Here is a 16,423-nt window from a genome sequence, read left to right as displayed (position 1 = left end):
ATGACTCAGACTTCCATCACTCGTAGCTGGGTTGCCTCCGCCAACGGCCACGCGGATTTCCCGCTGCAAAACCTGCCGTTGGGTGTGTTCAGCGTAAAGGGCGGAGCGCCGCGCAGTGGCGTGGCGATCGGCGACCATATCTTTGATCTGGGAGCGGCACTCGATGCCGGGCTGTTCGACGACGGTGCCGCGCGGACCGCCGTCGAAGCCACCCGTGGCGGCCAGTTGAATGCATTTTTCGAGCTGGGTCGCGAGGCTCGCGTCGCCCTGCGTGAACGCTTGATCGAGTTGTTCAAGGAAGGCAGCACCCTGCACGGCAAGATCGAAGCCCAGGGCGCTAAACTGCTGCCGCTGGCGGCGGATTGCCAGATGCACCTGCCGGCGAAGATCAACGACTACACCGACTTCTACGTCGGCATCGAGCACGCGCAGAATGTCGGCAAACTGTTTCGCCCGGATAACCCGTTGCTGCCGAACTACAAGTACGTGCCGATCGGTTATCACGGCCGCGCCTCGACCATTCGCCCGTCCGGCACCGACGTGCGGCGTCCGAAAGGCCAGACCCTGCCGGCCGGCCAGATCGAGCCGACGTTTGGCCCGTGCGCACGCCTGGATTACGAACTGGAACTGGGTATCTGGATCGGTCCGGGCAATGCCATGGGTGACTCGATCGCCATCGGTGACGCCGCCGATCACATCGCCGGTTTCTGCCTGCTCAACGACTGGTCGGCGCGGGATATCCAGGCCTGGGAATACCAGCCGCTGGGGCCGTTCCTGTCCAAGAGTTTCATCACCAGCATTTCGCCGTGGGTGGTGACGGCCGAAGCGCTGGAACCGTTCCGTCGTGCGCAGCCGGCGCGCCCGGAAGGCGACCCGCAGCCGCTGCCTTACCTGTTCGACAAACGTGATCAGGCGGCCGGTGCCTTCGACATCGAACTCGAAGTGCTGCTGCTGACCGAATCGATGCGCGAACAGAATCTGCCGGCCCATCGCCTGACCCTCAGCAACACCCAACACATGTACTGGACCGTTGCGCAGATGGTGGCGCATCACAGCGTCAACGGCTGCCAGTTGCAGGCCGGCGACCTGTTCGGTTCGGGCACGTTGTCCGGCCCTGAAAGCGGTCAGTTCGGCAGCCTGCTGGAAATCACCGAGGGCGGTAAAAAGCCGATCGAACTGGCCTCGGGTGAGGTGCGTAAATTCCTCGAGGATGGCGACGAAATCATCCTGCGGGGACGTTGCAGCCGTGAGGGTTTTGCTTCCATCGGTTTCGGCGAGTGCCGCGGCAAAGTGCTGCCGGCGCGCTAAGAGGATCGGCCCATGGAACTCTATACCTATTACCGTTCGACCTCGTCTTTCCGGGTACGCATTGCGCTGGCGTTGAAGGGGCTGGATTACCAGGCACTGCCGGTCAACCTGATCGCGCCGCAGGGGGGCGAACATCGCCAGCCGGCGTATCTGGGCATCAACCCGCAAGGCCGGGTGCCGGCCTTGCGCACCGATGAAGGCGAATTGCTGATCCAGTCACCGGCGATCATCGAGTACCTGGAGGAACGTTATCCACAGGTGCCGCTGCTGTCCAAAGACCTCGCCGCCCGCGCCCACGAGCGTGGAGTGGCGGCGGTGATCGGCTGCGACGTTCACCCACTGCACAACGTCAGCGTGCTCAATAAGCTGCGGCAGTTGGGGCACGATGAGCCGCAAGTGGTCGAGTGGATCGGTCACTGGATCAGTCAAGGGTTGGCGACGGTGGAGCAGTTGATCGGTGACGCCGGTTATTGCTTCGGCGATCAACCGGGGCTGGCGGACGTTTACCTGATCCCGCAGCTGTATGCGGCCGAGCGTTTCAATATTTCACTGGACGCCTACCCGCGTATTCGTCGAGTGGCAGCGTTGGCGGCGCAACATCCGGCGTTCATCAAGGCGCATCCGGCGAACCAGCCCGATACCCCTTGATGGCTTCACATTGACCCCTGTGGGATCAGTGGACGATGGCGTTGGGCGGCAAGTGCCCCAACCGTTCGGTCAGGCGAATCCGCTGGATCGGGTCGTCGCAGAGCAGCAGCGCGTGTTCCAGGTCAAAACGCTCGGCATTCGGGCAATCCAGCCGTTGATAGAGGCTGGCCCGGGCCAGGTAGTCGGAGGCGTTGGCGTTGCCCAGCTCCAGCACGCGCTCGGCGTCGATCAGGGCGTCGATGTAGTCATCGTTCGTGAGGTACAACTGGCGCAGGTTGCGTGACAGCCGTTGCAGCATCTGCGCAGGTTCGGCGGTCTGCAAATGCTCGGCGCTGAGCTGCATGTTCGGGCCGTACTGGCGTTGCAGCAATTCACGGCAATCGTTGGGGTACAGCCGGCGCCCGCCGCACGGGTCGAGCAGGTGATCGGCGCCTTGCACCCGCAGCAGGAAATGCCCGGGGAAGTTGACCCCGACCATGGGGATTTCCAGTCTTCTGGCCAGCTCCAGGGCAATCAGGCCCAGCGCCAATGGCTGACCGCGCCGGCGTTCCAGCACTTTATGGAGCAACGCCACTTGCGGGCGCAAGGGCGTGAAGTCGTCCTGGGCGAACCCCAGGTCATTCATGCGCCGCAACAACGGTTGCGCCAACTCATTTACCGGCAGCATCGGCAATCCGTAGCTGACCCGCTGTTGCAGGTCCTTGAAGTCCGCCAGCACAGCTTCGGGATTCAGCTCTTTATCGTGTTCGGCGGCGATCCACAACGCCGCCTCGAACAGCGCGGGCGGTGATCGTTGCAGACAGTCGAAAAAGCGTTGGCGCGGGGTCATCAAAATCTCCGGGGAATGCCTCGTTTTAGCCCCGTCGCAGGCTTTCGTCCAGTGCTGAACACAGGCCGTAACAGGTTATGTCCGAAAACCTTTAAAGCCGCGCTGCTTATTCCTGTGCGCTTCTGCAATTTTTGTGCGCAAGCCTATACTGGCGACTACAAGAAGTGATTCGGGAGCCCTACGATGTTCGCTCTCATGCAAAGCACTCGCCTTGAATCGCTGCACCTGAGCGTCGATCCGGTCACCGGGTTGAAGGCGGTGATTGCCATCCATAACAGCCGCCTGGGACCTGCCTTGGGCGGGTGTCGTTACCTTGCCTACCCCAGCGATGAATCCGCGATCGAGGATGCCGTGCGCCTCGCCCAAGGCATGAGTTACAAGGCGGCCCTGGCTGGCCTGGCTCAGGGCGGTGGCGTTGCGGTGATTATTCGCCCGGCCCATGTGGAAAACCGCGCCGCTGTATTCGAAGCGTTCGGGCGCTGGATCAATCAGCTCGACGGTCGCTACATCACCGCCATCGACGCCGGCACCTCGGTGGCGGACATGGACTGCATCGCCCAACATACGCAATTCGTCACCAGCACCACCGCTGCGGGGGACCCAGCACCGCATGCCGCCATGGGCGTATTCGCCGGCATTCGCAGCACCGCCATGGCCCGCTTGGGCAGCGATAATCTGGAAGGGCTGCGCATTGCCGTTCAAGGCCTGGGCAATGTTGGTTATGCCCTGGCCGAACAGCTGCACGCGGCTGGCGCCGAGCTGCTGGTCAGCGACATCGATCACGGCAAAGTACAACTGGCCATGGAGCAGTTGGGCGCTCATCCGATCGCCAACGAAGCGCTGCTCAGCACCCCTTGCGACATTCTCGCGCCTTGTGGCTTGGGCGGTGTGCTTAACAGGACCAGCGTGACGCAACTGCGCTGCTCGGCGGTCGCAGGTTCGGCAAACAATCAACTGACCCATCTGGAAGTCGCCGATCAGCTGGAACGCCGGGGCATTCTGTATGCGCCGGATTACGTGATCAACGCCGGCGGGCTGATCTACGTGTCGCTCAAACACCGTGGGGAAGAGCTGACGACCATCACCGCGCACCTGTCGAAAATCAGTTCACGGCTGACCGAAGTCTTCGCCCATGCCCAGGCGGAAAAACGTTCTCCGGCCAGGGTCGCGGATGAGTTGGCGGAGAAAGTGTTGTACCGGTGATGCTGTACCGGTGAAAAGTTTTGAACCGATGAAGGAGTGAGCGCTTATCCGGCCAACTTGCTCCCCAAGCCCTGCGCCACAAACGTCGGGCCTGACAATCGCACGCCGACCCCGCGTGCCAGGAGCCCTGTGATGCTTCACAAGGTTGAGCTGCCCTACACCCGTTTTTTATCCCCTGACGGCCAGGTGCTCTGCGATCTCCCTCCCTGGGCCGACGACTTCAATCTGTTGACGCGCTTGTATCGGCAGATGGTCCTGACCCGCCTTTTTGACCAGAAAGCGGTCGCCCTGCAACGCACCGGGCGCATCGGTACCTACGCGCCGACCCTGGGCCAGGAAGCCATTGGCGTTGCGGTCGGCAGCCTGATGCACGCCGAAGACGTGCTGATCCCGTATTACCGCGACACTGCCGTGCAGCTGATGCGTGGTGTGCGCATGGAAGAAATCCTGTTGTATTGGGGCGGCGATGAGCGTGGTAGCGACTTTGTCGACCCGGCGGTGGCGCAGGATTTCCCGATCTGTGTGCCGATCGCCACCCAGGCCCTGCATGCCTGCGGTGTTGCCAGCGCATTCAAGATCCGTGGCGAGCATCGGGTCGCCGTCACCACCTGCGGCGATGGCGGCACCAGCAAAGGTGATTTTCTCGAGGCCCTCAATGTCGCTGGCGCCTGGCAGTTGCCGGTGGTGTTCATAGTCAACAACAACCAATGGGCGATCTCGGTACCGCGGCGCATTCAGTGCGGCGCTCCCACGTTGGCGCAGAAAGCCATTGGCGCCGGGTTCCACGGCGAGCAAGTCGACGGCAATGACATACTCGCCGTGTATGACCGCGTGCAAGCGGCCCTCGAACGGGCGCGCCACGGCAAAGGCCCGGTGTTGCTCGAATGCCTGAGTTATCGCCTCGGCGATCACACCACGGCCGACGATGCCACACGCTACCGGTCGGCGGACGAAGTCAAGCAAGCCTGGCTCGAAGAACCGATCAAACGTCTGCAGCGTTTCATGGTCGGGCAGGGCGTGTGGGATGAAAGTCGCGAGCAGGCGCTGATCAGCGAATGCCAGGGGTTGGTGCAGGTTGCTGTGGATAACTTCGAAGCGGCGGGCCTGCAGGCGCCGGCATCAGTGATCGATCATGTCTACGCCCAGTGGCCGCCAGCCTTGGCCGAGCAGCGTGAAGACTTCCTCGAACGAGTGGCGCGCCGGACGGGAGGTTCGGGCCATGAGTAACGGTAAGGTAACGCTGCTGGAGGCGGTGAATCTGGCGTTGCATCGGGCCATGCGCGAGGACGAGAACGTTATCGTCCTCGGTGAAGACGTCGGGGTGAACGGTGGCGTGTTTCGCGCCACGCTGGGCCTGCGCGACAGCTTTGGTTTCAAGCGGGTCATCGATTCGCCGCTGGCCGAAACCATGATCAGCGGGCTGGCAGTGGGCATGGCGGCCCAAGGCTTGAAACCGGTGGTGGAAATCCAGTTCATGGGGTTTATCTACGCCACCATGGAGCACCTGGTGTCCCACGCCAGTCGCATGCGCAATCGCACGCGCGGGAGGCTCACTTGCCCGATGGTGCTGCGCTCGCCGATGGGCGCCGGGATTCGTGCGCCGGAACATCACAGCGAAAGCACCGAAGCACTGTTCGCGCACATTCCGGGGTTGCGGGTGGTGATCCCGTCCTCGCCGGCCCGGGCCTATGGTTTGTTGCTCGCGGCCATCGACGACCCGGACCCGGTGATCTTTCTCGAACCGACCCGACTCTATCGCATGAACCCGCAACCGTTGTTGGATGACGGTAAACGCTTGCCGCTGGACAGCTGCTTCACCCTGCGCGAAGGCAGCGACATCACCTTGATCAGTTGGGGCGCCAGTGTGATGGAAACCCTGCAAGCTGCCACGGCGTTGGCCGAGCAGGGCATCTCGGCGGAAGTGATCGATGTCGCCAGTATCAAACCGTTGGACCTCGACACGATGGAGGCCTCGGTGCGCAAGACCGGTCGCTGCGTGATCGTGCATGAGGCGCCGCGCTCCTGCGGGGTCGGCGCGGAAATCGCCGCCAGTCTCTACGAACGGGTGTTTCTACAGTTGCAGGCACCGATCCAGCGAGTCACCGCGCCGGACATTCCGCCACCGCTGTATCGACTGGAATCGCTGTACATGCCTGGCGTCGAGGACATTCTTCACGCCTGTGACACCGTGTTGCGCCACGCCTGAAGAAGCCCTTGAAGAAACGCCAGAGGCCGAGGAGATTGCGATGAAATATTTCAAACTGCCGGATCTGGGCGAAGGCTTGCAGGAGGCGGAAATCGTCCGCTGGCACGTCAAGATCGGCGATACCGTCAAGGCTGACCAATTGCTGGTGTCGGTGGAAACCGCCAAGGCGCTGGTGGACATTCCCGCGCCTTACGACGGCGTGGTGGCGAAAACCTTCGGCGGCGAGGGCGACATCCTGCATGTGGGTGAGCCGTTGCTCGGTTACGAAGGTGAAGCGGACGCGGGCACCGTGGTCGGACGGCTTGAGGGCGGCGGCACGAATCAGGAGGATGCCTTTTTTATCGGCGCCGCTCCATCGACCCGCGAATACCTGGCGAACCGCGCCACGCCGGCAGTGCGTCAATTGGCGCGACAACTGGGCGTTGAATTGAGCGCCTTGATCGGCTCCGGCCAGGACGGCCAGATCACCCGCAGCGATGTGGAAAATGCGGCCCAGACGGAACGTGAGCGTTTCGGCGGTGAGAAGCTGCGCGGTGTGCGGCGCAGCATGGCGCTGAACATGGCCAGGTCCCATGCCGAAGTGGTGCCGGTAACGATTTTCGGCGATGCCGATCTGCATCGCTGGGGGCAGGCGCGAGAACCACTGATTCGTCTGGCCAAAGCCATGGCAGCGGCCTGTGCGGTGGAGCCGGTACTCAACAGCGGCTTCGATGGCAAAACCCTTTCGCTCAAACAACACGAACGGCTCGACCTGGGCATCGCCGTGGATACGCCGGACGGTTTGTTCGTGCCGGTGCTGCGCGATGTCGGCAATCGCACGTCGGCGGATTTAAAGGAAGGTGTGATGCGCCTGCGCGCTGATGTGCAGGCGCGCTCGATTCCGCCCAAGGAGATGATGGGCGCGACCCTGACCCTGTCGAATTTCGGCACCTTGTTCGGTCGCTACGCCAACCCGGTGGTAGTGCCGCCGCAAGTGGCGATCCTCGCCGCCGGGGCGATCCGCGATGAACCGGTGGCGGTCGAGGGGGCGGTGGCGGTGCATCCGATCCTGCCGCTGTCCCTGACCTTCGATCACCGCGTGGTCACCGGCGGCGAAGCGGCGCGGTTTTTCAAGGCGTTGGTCGACGCACTGGAGCAACCTGACGCCTGATTTTGTGCGGGCATGAAAAAGGCCCTGAGCCATTGGACTCAGGGCCTATTCAATTCGGGTATTGCTTACTTCGGCGTCTTGGCGGCTTTGGCTGGCTTGGTCGGCTCAGCTTGCTCCACTTCAACAGGTGCAGCCACTTCAACAGGTTTAGCGACTTCAGCCGGCACGTTGAGCAATTCGGACAGTGCGTCCGGCTGGCTCTTGAACGCCTTGGCGAACACATCGCGGTTTTTCGCCATGTAGATCCCGGCTTCTTCCACTTGCTGTTCGGTCAGGGACGGAACGGCTTTTTGCAACACTTCAGCCAGCAATTCGGCCAGTTCGAGCATTTTGTCATGACGGTCAGCTTCGGCTTTATCCATGAACAAGCGCTCCAGATCTCGGCTGCTGCGGTATACCACTTCGACGGCCATTCACCACCTCACATGCCTTCACATTTAGTTGTCTTTGCGACTACTGTATCTATATACAGCGAAAAGGATAAGCGAATCCCTGAGCTTTGGGTAGTGGCTTTTTAATGTAGACCGGATTCGGGGTTTGTCAGGTGAACGGTGGCGCTCCATTCGCGGCTACAGGTTTGGTGTTGACCTGCGACCAAACGCCACGGAGCGTGTTTTAAAGCACCTCGCCATCATGTGGCAGGCAACCCCTGGCCTTTTTTCTGCATGCAGAACAACCGTCACGTCCAACCCGCATCATCCGCTCGAACCGAGCTAAGGAACAATCATCGTGAAAATCAACTGGGCCGAGAACCTGCGGCAGAACGTGCATCAACTGGCCGAGTCCCTGGGCAACCTGTTCGTCGAGACCTTCCACTACCTGGCGCTGTTCGCCATCGGTGCGGTGACTGCCTGGGCGGCGGTCATGGAGTTCATCGGGATGCTGGAACAGGGGCACATCAAGATCGATGACATCCTGTTGCTGTTCATCTACCTGGAACTGGGGGCGATGGTCGGGATTTACTTCAAGACCAACCATATGCCGGTGCGGTTCCTGATCTACGTGGCGATCACCGCGCTGACACGGCTGCTGATCTCCAACGTCTCGCACCACAATCCGCCGGACCTGGGGATCATCTACCTGTGCGGCGGGATCCTGCTGCTGGCGTTTTCGATTCTGGTGGTGCGTTACGCCTCGTCGCAATTTCCTTCGGTGAAGATCGAACACCCGCAGCGCAAGATCGGTGCGGGTTCCGGTGAGCATCCCGAAGTGGAGAAGGGCGAGCTTTAAAACCCGATTTCAGGTCGGGGCCGGGCTTTGGCCTGTGGCGGCGGCAGCTTACGGTTGTCGCCGTCGGTCATGGCTTCGAGGATGGCCACGGCACATTCACCCTGTTCGATGGCGATGCCGAACTGAATGCTTTGTACCAGACGTTTGAGGCGCTTGGGGTCATTGCGTTGTTCGGCGCTGATCATCCGTTTGGCCACCACGCGGCCAGCGTTGGAGAGGGTCAGCATGATGCTGCCGTCCAGGCCCTGGATGCTCAGGTTGATTTGATAATCCGCTGCAAAAGCATCGGTAATGAGCTGAAAAGGGTTGTCCATAATGCGTCACCGCCTGATTGAACGTGCAGTTGTTGACGGCCATGATCGGGATTAGTTCGCAATACCAGACCACCGGCCTTCCATGTTCATGCGCTTTCTTCCGTGCCGCACAAGGGAGATAGCAAGGGGCATGCCGGAAAAACTGTCGGACAATGTTTACGGCAAAAAAACGGCGGGCACTCTGGCCCGCCTTCTTTTTGCCTGCCCGTTTCAGGGCATAAATGAATAGATGATCGCAGACAGTGCAATCAGACCGACCAACACCACGAACACGTTGGAGGCCTGGCCCGAGTACTGGCGCAAGGCCGGTACGCGGCGGATGGCGTACATCGGCATCAGGAACAACAGGCAGGCGATGATCGGCCCGCCGAGGGTTTCGATCATGCCCAGGATGCTCGGGTTGAAGGTCGCCACGGCCCAGCAACTGAGGATCATGAACAGCGCAGTGAGGCGGTTCAGCCAGCCGGCAGAGACGACTCGACCACGGCCACGCAGGCTTTTCACGATCAGGCCCTGAAAGCCTTCGCTGGCGCCGATGTAATGGCCCAGGAAGGATTTGGTGATTGCCACCAGCGCAATCAGCGGCGCGGCGTAAGCGATGACCGGTGTCTGGAAGTGGTTGGCCAGGTACGACAGGATCGAAATGTTCTGCGCCTTCGCCGCGGCCAAATCAGCCGGGGACAACGCCAGCACGCAGCTGAAGCAAAAGAACATCACCGTGACGACCATCATGGCGTGAGCGATCGCCAGAATGCCGCTGCTTTTGCGTTCGGCTTGCTTGCCGTAACGCTGCTTCTGATCGACGGCGAAGGCGGAAATGATCGGCGAATGGTTGAACGAGAACACCATCACCGGGATCGCCAGCCACAAGGTCTTGAAGAACAGCGGCAACGGCATGCCCTCGCTGGCGGTGGCGAAGAACGCGCCGTTCCAGTTCGGGATCAGGCTGATGCCCAGTAGCAGCAATGCCGCGACGAACGGGTAAACCAGCACACTCATGCATTTGACGATGACGCCCTGACCACAACGGACGATGGCCATCAGGCCGAGAATCAACCCCAGTGACAGGATCGCCCGAGGCGGTGGCGTCATGTGCAACTGGTGCTCCATGAGGCTGCTCAGGGTATTGGTCAGCGCTACGCTGTACACCAGCAGAATCGGGAAAATCGCGAAGAAATACAGCAGCGTGATCAGCTTGCCGGCACCGATGCCGAAGTGTTCTTCCACCACTTCAGTGATGTCCCCGGAACGACCGGACAACACGAAACGAGTCAGGCCGCGGTGTGCAAAGAATGTCATCGGAAACGCCAGCACTGCCAGGATCAGCAGCGGCCAGAAACCACCCACGCCGGCGTTGATCGGCAAAAACAGCGTGCCGGCGCCAATCGCTGTGCCATAGAGGCCAAGCATCCAGGTGGTGTCGTGTTTACTCCAGCCTTTGTGGGTTATTTCGCTACTGCGTGTGAGGTCTACAGCGGGATTATCGGCAGCAGGTGTACGTACATCGGTCATCGTTTTCGCCTCGTTATTGTTTTTACTCGGGCTCACGGCGGGCAGACCGTTTGAAACTACTGCGCTCGACAATCCTGCGTTAAAAACAGGCTCGGAATGCTCATTTACAGCCAGTAAACTCCGCGTCCTCGCCTGTTTTTACCTTGTCTTGTCTTCGCTCGCTACGTTTCAAACGGCCTGCCGGGACGGTCAGGAGATGCTCCTCAGCATTCCACCCAGCTGACAGCCAGGCCGCCCCGTGAAGTTTCTTTGTATTTGTCGTGCATATCGGCGCCGGTATCGCGCATGGTGCGGATCACCCGGTCCAGGGAAATGAAGTGTTTGCCGTCACCGCGCAGGGCCATTTGCGTGGCGTTGATCGCCTTCACCGCGGCAATCGCGTTGCGCTCGATGCACGGCACTTGCACCAGACCGCCGACCGGGTCGCAGGTCAGGCCGAGGTTGTGTTCCAGGCCGATTTCAGCGGCGTTTTCCAGTTGCTCCGGGGTGGCGCCGAGCACGTCGGCCAAACCGGCGGCGGCCATGGCACAGGCGGAACCGACCTCACCCTGGCAGCCGACTTCTGCGCCAGAGATCGAGGCGTTTTTCTTACAGAGAATGCCTACGGCGGCCGCGCCCAAAAAGAACGCCACGACGTCATCGTCCGACGCGTCCGGGTTGAATTTCATGTAGTAGTGCAGCACGGCCGGAATGATCCCCGCCGCCCCGTTTGTAGGTGCGGTGACCATCCGTCCGCCCGCGGCGTTTTCTTCGTTCACGGCGAGGGCGAACAGGTTCACCCACTCCATGGCAGACAGGGTGGAGCTGATGACGTTCGGTTTGCCGATTTCCAACAGGCTGCGATGCAATTTCGCGGCGCGGCGCGGAACATTCAGACCGCCGGGAAGGATGCCTTCGTGACGCAAGCCTTGCTCGACGCACTCGCGCATTACCGACCAGATGTGCAACAGGCCCTGACGGACTTCGGCTTCGCTGCGCCAGGCCAATTCATTGGCCATCATCAATTCGGACACCCGCAGACCGTGCTGTTTGCAGAGCTTGAGCAATTCGGCGGCGCTGGAAAAATCGTACGGCAGCACGACGTCGCTGGCCGGCGCAACGCCGGACTCGGCTTCGGCCGCGTCGATGATGAAACCGCCGCCCACCGAGTAGTACGTCTGCTCGAACAGCTCACCGGTTTCGCCGAAGGCTGTCAGGGACATGGCGTTAGGGTGGTAGGGCAGGCTCTCGTCGAGCAGCAGGAGATCGTGCTGCCAGTTGAAGGCGATGGTCGCTTTGCCGGCCAGGGACAGCTTGCCGGTTTCCCGCAGGTGCTGGATGCGCGAATCGATGGTGGTCGGGTCGATGCTATCCGGCCATTCGCCCATCAGGCCCATGACACAGGCGCGGTCGGTGGCATGGCCGACGCCGGTGGCTGAAAGCGAACCGTAAAGGCGGATTTCTACCCGACGTACGGCGGCCAGTAAATTCTGGTCAATCAGTGCTTGGGCAAAGGTCGCTGCAGCGCGCATCGGGCCGACGGTGTGGGAACTGGACGGACCGATGCCGACTTTGAAGAGATCGAAAACACTGATAGCCATGCTAAAGCCTATACAAGCAATGGAAGAGAAATCGCCGCCATTTTTGTAGGCCAAGCGCAATGTCGGCGATACTGCCTACCTCGGTCCTACGTGACCAACGAAACTTCCTAAGATAGCCTTTAGCAGGACTAAACGATGAGTCGTCAATTGCACGCCCAGACTTATGTCTGGCTGCACGTGTTTTCCTGTGCCGCGCGGCACCTGTCGTTCACCCGTTGTGCCGAAGAACTGCACATCACGCCGGGTGCGGTCAGTCAGCAAATTCGGCAACTGGAGGAGCGGCTGGGTTTTCGCCTGTTCCACCGTCGCGCTCGTGGCGTGGAATTGAGTGCGCAAGGCCAGCGCCTGGCCATTACGGTCAACGAGGCTTACGGCAGCATCGACGCAGAATTGCGACGACTGGATGCGGGAATGATCAGCGGGATTTTGCGGGTGCGTTCGATTCCCTCGTTCCTGAGCAAATGGCTGACCCCGCGTTTGCCGCGTTTGCAGCAGCGCTTCCCGGACATTCAATTGCGCCTGGTGGCGGAGGACAGCAGCGTGCCGTTGCACGAGGGAGATTTCGACCTGGCGATCGATCTGAATGACGGCAGCTATCCCGGATTGTTATCCACAGCCTTGCTCGACGAGCAGATATTTCCGGTGTGCGCCCCGAGCCTGTTGCGAGGACGTCCGCCGCTGCACGGGCCGGCAGACTTGATGCACTTTCCGTTGTTGCACGACATCACCGCGTGGCGCGGTAGCTACGAGTACGCGGAATGGGAGTTTTACCTCAATGCCATCGGCTTCGAAGGCGCGGATGTGCGGCGCGGGCACACCTTCAACCGCAATCACCTGACCATCGAAGCGGCGATTGCCGGGATGGGCGTGGCGATTGCGCGGCGAACGCTGCTTAACGATGAGCTGGAACGGGGTACGCTGATCGTGCCGTTTGGCTTGGCGGTGCCTAATCACAAGCGCTACGTGCTGCTCTACGCGCCGGGTGCGCTGAGCCATCCGGGCGTGCGCGCGGTGCATGACTGGCTGGTGGAAGAGGCGGGGATTTTTCGTGACCTGCATCCGCTGGGGGGCGCGGCAGATGTGACCATTTTTGACTGAGGACAGGGCCGACCCAACTCCCGACATTAACAGCGCTTTTGCTCGTTGTCCGGCTTTTTTTGCGTATGAATATTTATCTTTTTTTAGGGGTTGAAATGTTCCGCGCACACACCGATTGTGTAACCAAGAGGTTGCGGTGATGACGCCCAAGGGCCAGCCGATGCGCCTCTTGCGAGCTAGCTGAAATAAGGGAAGAACTATGCAAATCCAAGTCAATAGCGATAACCATATTCAAAGCAGTAAACGACTGGAGGAGTGGGTACGTACTACCATTGAGAGCACGCTCGAACGTTATGAAGAGGACCTGACCCGCGTCGAGGTCCATCTGCGGGACGAGAACGGCGACAAGCCTGGTCCCCATGACATGCGCTGCCAGCTGGAAGCGCGGCCAAAAGGCCATCAACCGATTTCCGTTACCCATAAAGCCGCCTCCCTGGAACTGGCGATCGACGGGGCAGCCGAAAAACTTGAACATGCGCTGGAGCATATGTTTGGCAAATTACGCGGCAAACCACGCGCCGCTGTGGTGCCGTTCGACAGGGGCGCACATGCTGATGTGCTGCTGGAAGAAGAGTTTCTCGAGAACGAACAGGCTGCGCTCAATGGCTGAGGTCTAAGGCGGCACTATATTCCCACTGCTTTCCAACTAAAAAAGGGGCCTGCGTTGCAGGCCCCTCCTTGTTTCAGTGTCCACCGGTCCCCTGTGGCAAAGGAGCTTGCTGTGGTGAGGGGGCACGTCCCATCGCCAGAATTTAAATGCTTGAGGAACCCTGTCGCTTTGGTGACAGGCGCGCCGATCACTACTTATGGACGGGGTGCTGACGGGTTTGTTGCATGCCCGAAACAGCGACTTTGCCCTCTGTTTTGGTCGTGGTGCCGGGAAAACCTTCCCGTGTTACGGTACATTTAAAGTCAAACTCGAGCTCTCCCTTAACAAAGTCAACCTTGATGACTGTTATTCCTCCACTTCCAGGGTCGGCGATAAAAACGTGATCATAATCAGGATCGTGTGGGACTGTTTGCACATATATGAAATTGTTGATTTCGGGAGCCCCAATATTATATTTCCCGAGTGTGAGATTGTCCTTGAAAATAAACTCCCAGTGTCTGCCGTTCATTATTCCTATGATCTGGATTGCACTGTCTGAAATGCGCCTGAAAATAACTTGGGTGCTTTCAAAGTCGGGGCGGCTTTCAATTGTTGATTTCACAGTGCCGGATGCGAAGGGGCCTTTTTTCAGAATTTTGGAGTTCAGTTCAATAAGCATGCCTGCGGACATTTTTATCTCTCCATAGATTGAGTTAAAAATGATCCGCTTTCAGTATTTATATGGCTACTGTCAAATCTGACAGATGTTTAGTGATTTTAATAATGTCTCGCAATAAGAGAGCGCGTATATTGCGCAATGGGTTCTAACGAAATGCCTGACGATACTCGCCAGGCGTCCCACCCAAAGCCTGGCGAAACCGATTGGTAAAGTGACTGGCACTGGCAAAACCGCACGCCAGCGCAATTTCCCCCAATGGCTGCGATGTTGCGCGCAATAACTCCCGAGCCCGGCTCAATCGCCGCGCCAACACATACTGATGCGGCGGCAAGCCGAAGCTCACACGAAACATCCGCGCAAAGTGATATTCCGACAGCGCGCACAAGCTCGCCAATTGCCCAAGGCTGATCGCCTCCGCCAACTGACTGTCGATGAACTCCACCAGCTGCCGCCGCTGATGCGCCGCCAATCCACCCTTGAGGCGCAAGCCCTGACGCACACCAACCTGGCTGAGCAAGGCGTGGCTGAGCATCTCGTGGGCCAGGCTGCTGGTGAGCAGGCGTTCGCCGGGTTCGTCCCAGTTGAGGGTGATCAACTGCCGAAAGTGCCGTACTTGCTGCGGGTCTTCGAGGAACGTGCGCTCGCGCAACTGCAATTCCCGCGGCTCGCGATCCAGCAGCGTGACGCAACCAAGGGCAAATTGTTCGGGGCTGAAATACAGGTGGGCCAGGCGAATGTCGCCGTTGATCACCCAGCCAGACTGATGGTCGGCCGGCAGAATGCACAGCTTGTCCGGGCCGCCCTTGGTGCCGGGCTGGTCGCGGCGAAAGGTGCCGGTACCGCCGGCGATGTAGCACGACAAAGTGTGATGGCTCGGCGCTTCGTAGTCCTGGGCGTCATGGTGGTTGCTCCACAAAGCCGCAGCCATGCCGTCACCGAGCTCGGCGCTGTGCTCCAGGCGAGCATTGGGCGAGCGGTTGAGGGCTTGAAAGACTTGCAACGTTTCCAGTGCGGCCATGATCGGTTCTCTCCAACGCCTTGCATCCTACTCCGTAGACGCTGGCCTGCCAGCCTGCCGACCGACAAAAGCGCAAGTTTATGCAAGTGCAAAAGGGTGTCGCGCCGGACACTGAAGGCCTATTCAGGAGTCTTCACCATGAACCTCTCGTTATACCTGCTGACCGTATTGATCTGGGGCACCACCTGGATTGCCTTGAAATGGCAACTGGGCGTGGTGGCGATTCCAGTGTCGATCGTCTATCGCTTCGGTCTCGCCGCGCTGGTGCTGTTCGTGATGTTGCTGCTCAGCCGGCGCCTGCAAGTGATGAACCGTCGCGGGCATCTGATTTGCCTGGCGCAGGGGCTGTGCCTGTTCTGTATCAATTTCATGTGCTTCCTCACCGCCAGCCAATGGATCCCCAGCGGCCTGGTCGCCGTGGTGTTTTCCACCGCAACATTGTGGAACGCCTTCAATGCGCGGGTGTTCTTCGGCCAGAAAATCGCCCGCAACGTGCTGATGGGCGGCGCGCTGGGCTTGCTCGGTCTTGGTCTGTTGTTCTGGCCGGAGCTTGCCGGTCATACCGCCAGCCCGGAAACCTTGCTCGGGTTGGCTCTGGCGTTGCTCGGAACCTTGTGCTTCTCGGCGGGCAACATGCTGTCGAGTCTGCAGCAGAGGGCCGGCCTGAAACCCCTGACCACCAATGCCTGGGGCATGGCTTATGGCGCGGCGATGTTGTCAGTGTGGTGCCTGGTCAAAGGCATCCCGTTCGACATGGAATGGAACGCCCGTTACATCGGCTCGTTGCTGTACCTGGTGATACCGGGCTCGGTGATTGGCTTCACCGCCTACTTGACGCTGGTCGGGCGCATGGGGCCGGAGCGGGCGGCGTATTGCACCGTGTTGTTCCCCGTGGTCGCGCTGAATGTGTCGGCGTTTGCCGAGGGCTATCAATGGACGGCGCCGGCATTGGTGGGGTTGGTGCTGGTGATGTTGGGCAATGTGCTGGTGTTTCGTAAGCCCAAGGCACCGATGGTGCAGGCGAGCGGTAAGTTGGCTTGAGCTGATTAATGGTCGAGC

At 60.1% G+C, this 16,423-nt stretch carries 16 protein-coding genes and 1 pseudogene; 10 read left to right on the top strand and 7 right to left on the bottom strand.

The window, feature by feature from the left end:
- Positions 1 to 1,308, top strand: coding sequence for a fumarylacetoacetase (fahA, locus tag JUI81_RS27810; RefSeq protein ID WP_204125448.1), 1,308 nt, complete (start codon positions 1 to 3; stop codon positions 1,306 to 1,308).
- A gap of 12 nt (positions 1,309 to 1,320) precedes the next feature.
- Entirely contained in the window at positions 1,321 to 1,956 is a 636-nt protein-coding gene (gene maiA / locus JUI81_RS27805; RefSeq protein ID WP_018927159.1) for a maleylacetoacetate isomerase, read from the top strand.
- A gap of 25 nt (positions 1,957 to 1,981) precedes the next feature.
- Here maiA and JUI81_RS27800 read toward each other — a convergent pair whose 3' ends face one another.
- On the bottom strand, positions 1,982 to 2,785 hold the full coding sequence (locus JUI81_RS27800) for a SirB1 family protein (RefSeq protein WP_018927158.1): 804 nt from the start codon (positions 2,783 to 2,785) through the stop codon (positions 1,982 to 1,984).
- Positions 2,786 to 2,968: 183 nt separating this feature from the next.
- Between JUI81_RS27800 and JUI81_RS27795 the strand changes: the two genes are divergently transcribed.
- From JUI81_RS27795 to JUI81_RS27780, 4 genes are all read left to right on the top strand, one after another.
- Positions 2,969 to 3,988: a Glu/Leu/Phe/Val dehydrogenase dimerization domain-containing protein gene (locus tag JUI81_RS27795; RefSeq protein WP_018927157.1), complete on the top strand. Its 1,020-nt coding sequence runs from the start codon at positions 2,969 to 2,971 to the stop codon at positions 3,986 to 3,988.
- A gap of 132 nt (positions 3,989 to 4,120) precedes the next feature.
- Complete coding sequence (pdhA, locus tag JUI81_RS27790; protein WP_019581136.1) at positions 4,121 to 5,215, top strand: pyruvate dehydrogenase (acetyl-transferring) E1 component subunit alpha; 1,095 nt, start codon at positions 4,121 to 4,123, stop codon at positions 5,213 to 5,215.
- The gene (locus JUI81_RS27785) at positions 5,208 to 6,194 is read left to right on the top strand and encodes an alpha-ketoacid dehydrogenase subunit beta (protein WP_028940313.1); all 987 of its coding nucleotides are present in this window, start codon (positions 5,208 to 5,210) and stop codon (positions 6,192 to 6,194) included. Before pdhA ends, JUI81_RS27785 begins: the two co-directional genes overlap by 8 nt.
- 40 nt (positions 6,195 to 6,234) lie before the next feature.
- On the top strand, positions 6,235 to 7,344 hold the full coding sequence (locus tag JUI81_RS27780; RefSeq protein ID WP_028940314.1) for a dihydrolipoamide acetyltransferase family protein: 1,110 nt from the start codon (positions 6,235 to 6,237) through the stop codon (positions 7,342 to 7,344).
- 173 nt (positions 7,345 to 7,517) lie between these two features.
- On the opposite strand, the pseudogene JUI81_RS27775 reads toward JUI81_RS27780, so the two are convergent.
- A pseudogene (locus tag JUI81_RS27775) lies at positions 7,518 to 7,757 on the bottom strand (YebG family protein); the annotation flags it as partial.
- A gap of 316 nt (positions 7,758 to 8,073) precedes the next feature.
- Between JUI81_RS27775 and JUI81_RS27770 the strand changes: the two are divergent.
- Positions 8,074 to 8,574: a phosphate-starvation-inducible protein PsiE gene (locus JUI81_RS27770; protein ID WP_018927152.1), complete on the top strand. Its 501-nt coding sequence runs from the start codon at positions 8,074 to 8,076 to the stop codon at positions 8,572 to 8,574.
- On the opposite strand, the gene JUI81_RS27765 is transcribed toward JUI81_RS27770, so the two are convergent.
- From JUI81_RS27765 to JUI81_RS27755, 3 genes are all read right to left on the bottom strand, one after another.
- Entirely contained in the window at positions 8,571 to 8,888 is a 318-nt protein-coding gene (locus JUI81_RS27765) for a DUF3509 domain-containing protein (RefSeq protein ID WP_019581133.1), read from the bottom strand. The two genes, JUI81_RS27770 and JUI81_RS27765, sit on opposite strands and share 4 nt — an antisense overlap.
- 210 nt (positions 8,889 to 9,098) lie before the next feature.
- Positions 9,099 to 10,400 (bottom strand): serine/threonine transporter, encoded by a 1,302-nt coding sequence (locus JUI81_RS27760; protein ID WP_019581132.1) that lies wholly within the window; start codon positions 10,398 to 10,400, stop codon positions 9,099 to 9,101.
- A gap of 203 nt (positions 10,401 to 10,603) precedes the next feature.
- Positions 10,604 to 11,980 (bottom strand): L-serine ammonia-lyase, encoded by a 1,377-nt coding sequence (locus JUI81_RS27755; protein WP_019581131.1) that lies wholly within the window; start codon positions 11,978 to 11,980, stop codon positions 10,604 to 10,606.
- A 135-nt stretch (positions 11,981 to 12,115) separates the two neighbouring features.
- Here JUI81_RS27755 and JUI81_RS27750 point away from each other — a divergent pair, with 135 nt between their 5' ends.
- Both JUI81_RS27750 and JUI81_RS27745 read left to right on the top strand, forming a co-directional pair.
- Positions 12,116 to 13,078: a LysR substrate-binding domain-containing protein gene (locus tag JUI81_RS27750; protein WP_019581130.1), complete on the top strand. Its 963-nt coding sequence runs from the start codon at positions 12,116 to 12,118 to the stop codon at positions 13,076 to 13,078.
- A gap of 199 nt (positions 13,079 to 13,277) precedes the next feature.
- Positions 13,278 to 13,688: an HPF/RaiA family ribosome-associated protein gene (locus tag JUI81_RS27745; protein WP_204125447.1), complete on the top strand. Its 411-nt coding sequence runs from the start codon at positions 13,278 to 13,280 to the stop codon at positions 13,686 to 13,688.
- A gap of 190 nt (positions 13,689 to 13,878) precedes the next feature.
- Here the strand turns inward: JUI81_RS27745 and JUI81_RS27740 are convergent, their stop codons facing one another.
- Positions 13,879 to 14,358 carry a hypothetical protein gene (locus JUI81_RS27740; protein ID WP_204125446.1) on the bottom strand — a complete coding sequence of 160 codons (480 nt, stop codon included), beginning with the start codon at positions 14,356 to 14,358 and terminating at the stop codon, positions 13,879 to 13,881.
- Positions 14,359 to 14,491: 133 nt separating this feature from the next.
- On the bottom strand, positions 14,492 to 15,364 hold the full coding sequence (locus JUI81_RS27735) for an AraC family transcriptional regulator (RefSeq protein WP_028940317.1): 873 nt from the start codon (positions 15,362 to 15,364) through the stop codon (positions 14,492 to 14,494).
- A gap of 138 nt (positions 15,365 to 15,502) precedes the next feature.
- On the opposite strand from JUI81_RS27735, the gene JUI81_RS27730 reads away from it, so the two are divergent.
- A complete protein-coding gene (locus JUI81_RS27730) occupies positions 15,503 to 16,405 on the top strand; it encodes a DMT family transporter (protein ID WP_019581128.1) in 903 nt (300 codons plus the stop codon).
- Positions 16,406 to 16,423: the final 18 nt, after the last annotated feature.

Source organism: Pseudomonas sp. 008 (assembly GCF_016861935.1).
In the GTDB taxonomy this organism is placed as follows: domain Bacteria; phylum Pseudomonadota; class Gammaproteobacteria; order Pseudomonadales; family Pseudomonadaceae; genus Aquipseudomonas.
This window is presented reverse-complemented; position numbering and strand designations above follow the sequence as displayed.

Bases quoted from the DNA above. Each gene is read 5' to 3' on its own strand.
- fahA (WP_204125448.1), top strand. From the start codon at position 1: ATGACTCAGACTTCCATCACTCGTAGCTGGGTTGCCTCCGCCAACGGC.
- maiA (WP_018927159.1), top strand. From the start codon at position 1,321: ATGGAACTCTATACCTATTACCGTTCGACCTCGTCTTTCCGGGTACGC.
- JUI81_RS27800 (WP_018927158.1), bottom strand. From the start codon at position 2,785: ATGACCCCGCGCCAACGCTTTTTCGACTGTCTGCAACGATCACCGCCC.
- JUI81_RS27795 (WP_018927157.1), top strand. From the start codon at position 2,969: ATGTTCGCTCTCATGCAAAGCACTCGCCTTGAATCGCTGCACCTGAGC.
- pdhA (WP_019581136.1), top strand. From the start codon at position 4,121: ATGCTTCACAAGGTTGAGCTGCCCTACACCCGTTTTTTATCCCCTGAC.
- JUI81_RS27785 (WP_028940313.1), top strand. From the start codon at position 5,208: ATGAGTAACGGTAAGGTAACGCTGCTGGAGGCGGTGAATCTGGCGTTG.
- JUI81_RS27780 (WP_028940314.1), top strand. From the start codon at position 6,235: ATGAAATATTTCAAACTGCCGGATCTGGGCGAAGGCTTGCAGGAGGCG.
- JUI81_RS27765 (WP_019581133.1), bottom strand. From the start codon at position 8,888: ATGGACAACCCTTTTCAGCTCATTACCGATGCTTTTGCAGCGGATTAT.
- JUI81_RS27760 (WP_019581132.1), bottom strand. From the start codon at position 10,400: ATGACCGATGTACGTACACCTGCTGCCGATAATCCCGCTGTAGACCTC.
- JUI81_RS27755 (WP_019581131.1), bottom strand. From the start codon at position 11,980: ATGGCTATCAGTGTTTTCGATCTCTTCAAAGTCGGCATCGGTCCGTCC.
- JUI81_RS27750 (WP_019581130.1), top strand. From the start codon at position 12,116: ATGAGTCGTCAATTGCACGCCCAGACTTATGTCTGGCTGCACGTGTTT.
- JUI81_RS27745 (WP_204125447.1), top strand. From the start codon at position 13,278: ATGCAAATCCAAGTCAATAGCGATAACCATATTCAAAGCAGTAAACGA.
- JUI81_RS27740 (WP_204125446.1), bottom strand. From the start codon at position 14,358: ATGTCCGCAGGCATGCTTATTGAACTGAACTCCAAAATTCTGAAAAAA.
- JUI81_RS27735 (WP_028940317.1), bottom strand. From the start codon at position 15,364: ATGGCCGCACTGGAAACGTTGCAAGTCTTTCAAGCCCTCAACCGCTCG.
- JUI81_RS27730 (WP_019581128.1), top strand. From the start codon at position 15,503: ATGAACCTCTCGTTATACCTGCTGACCGTATTGATCTGGGGCACCACC.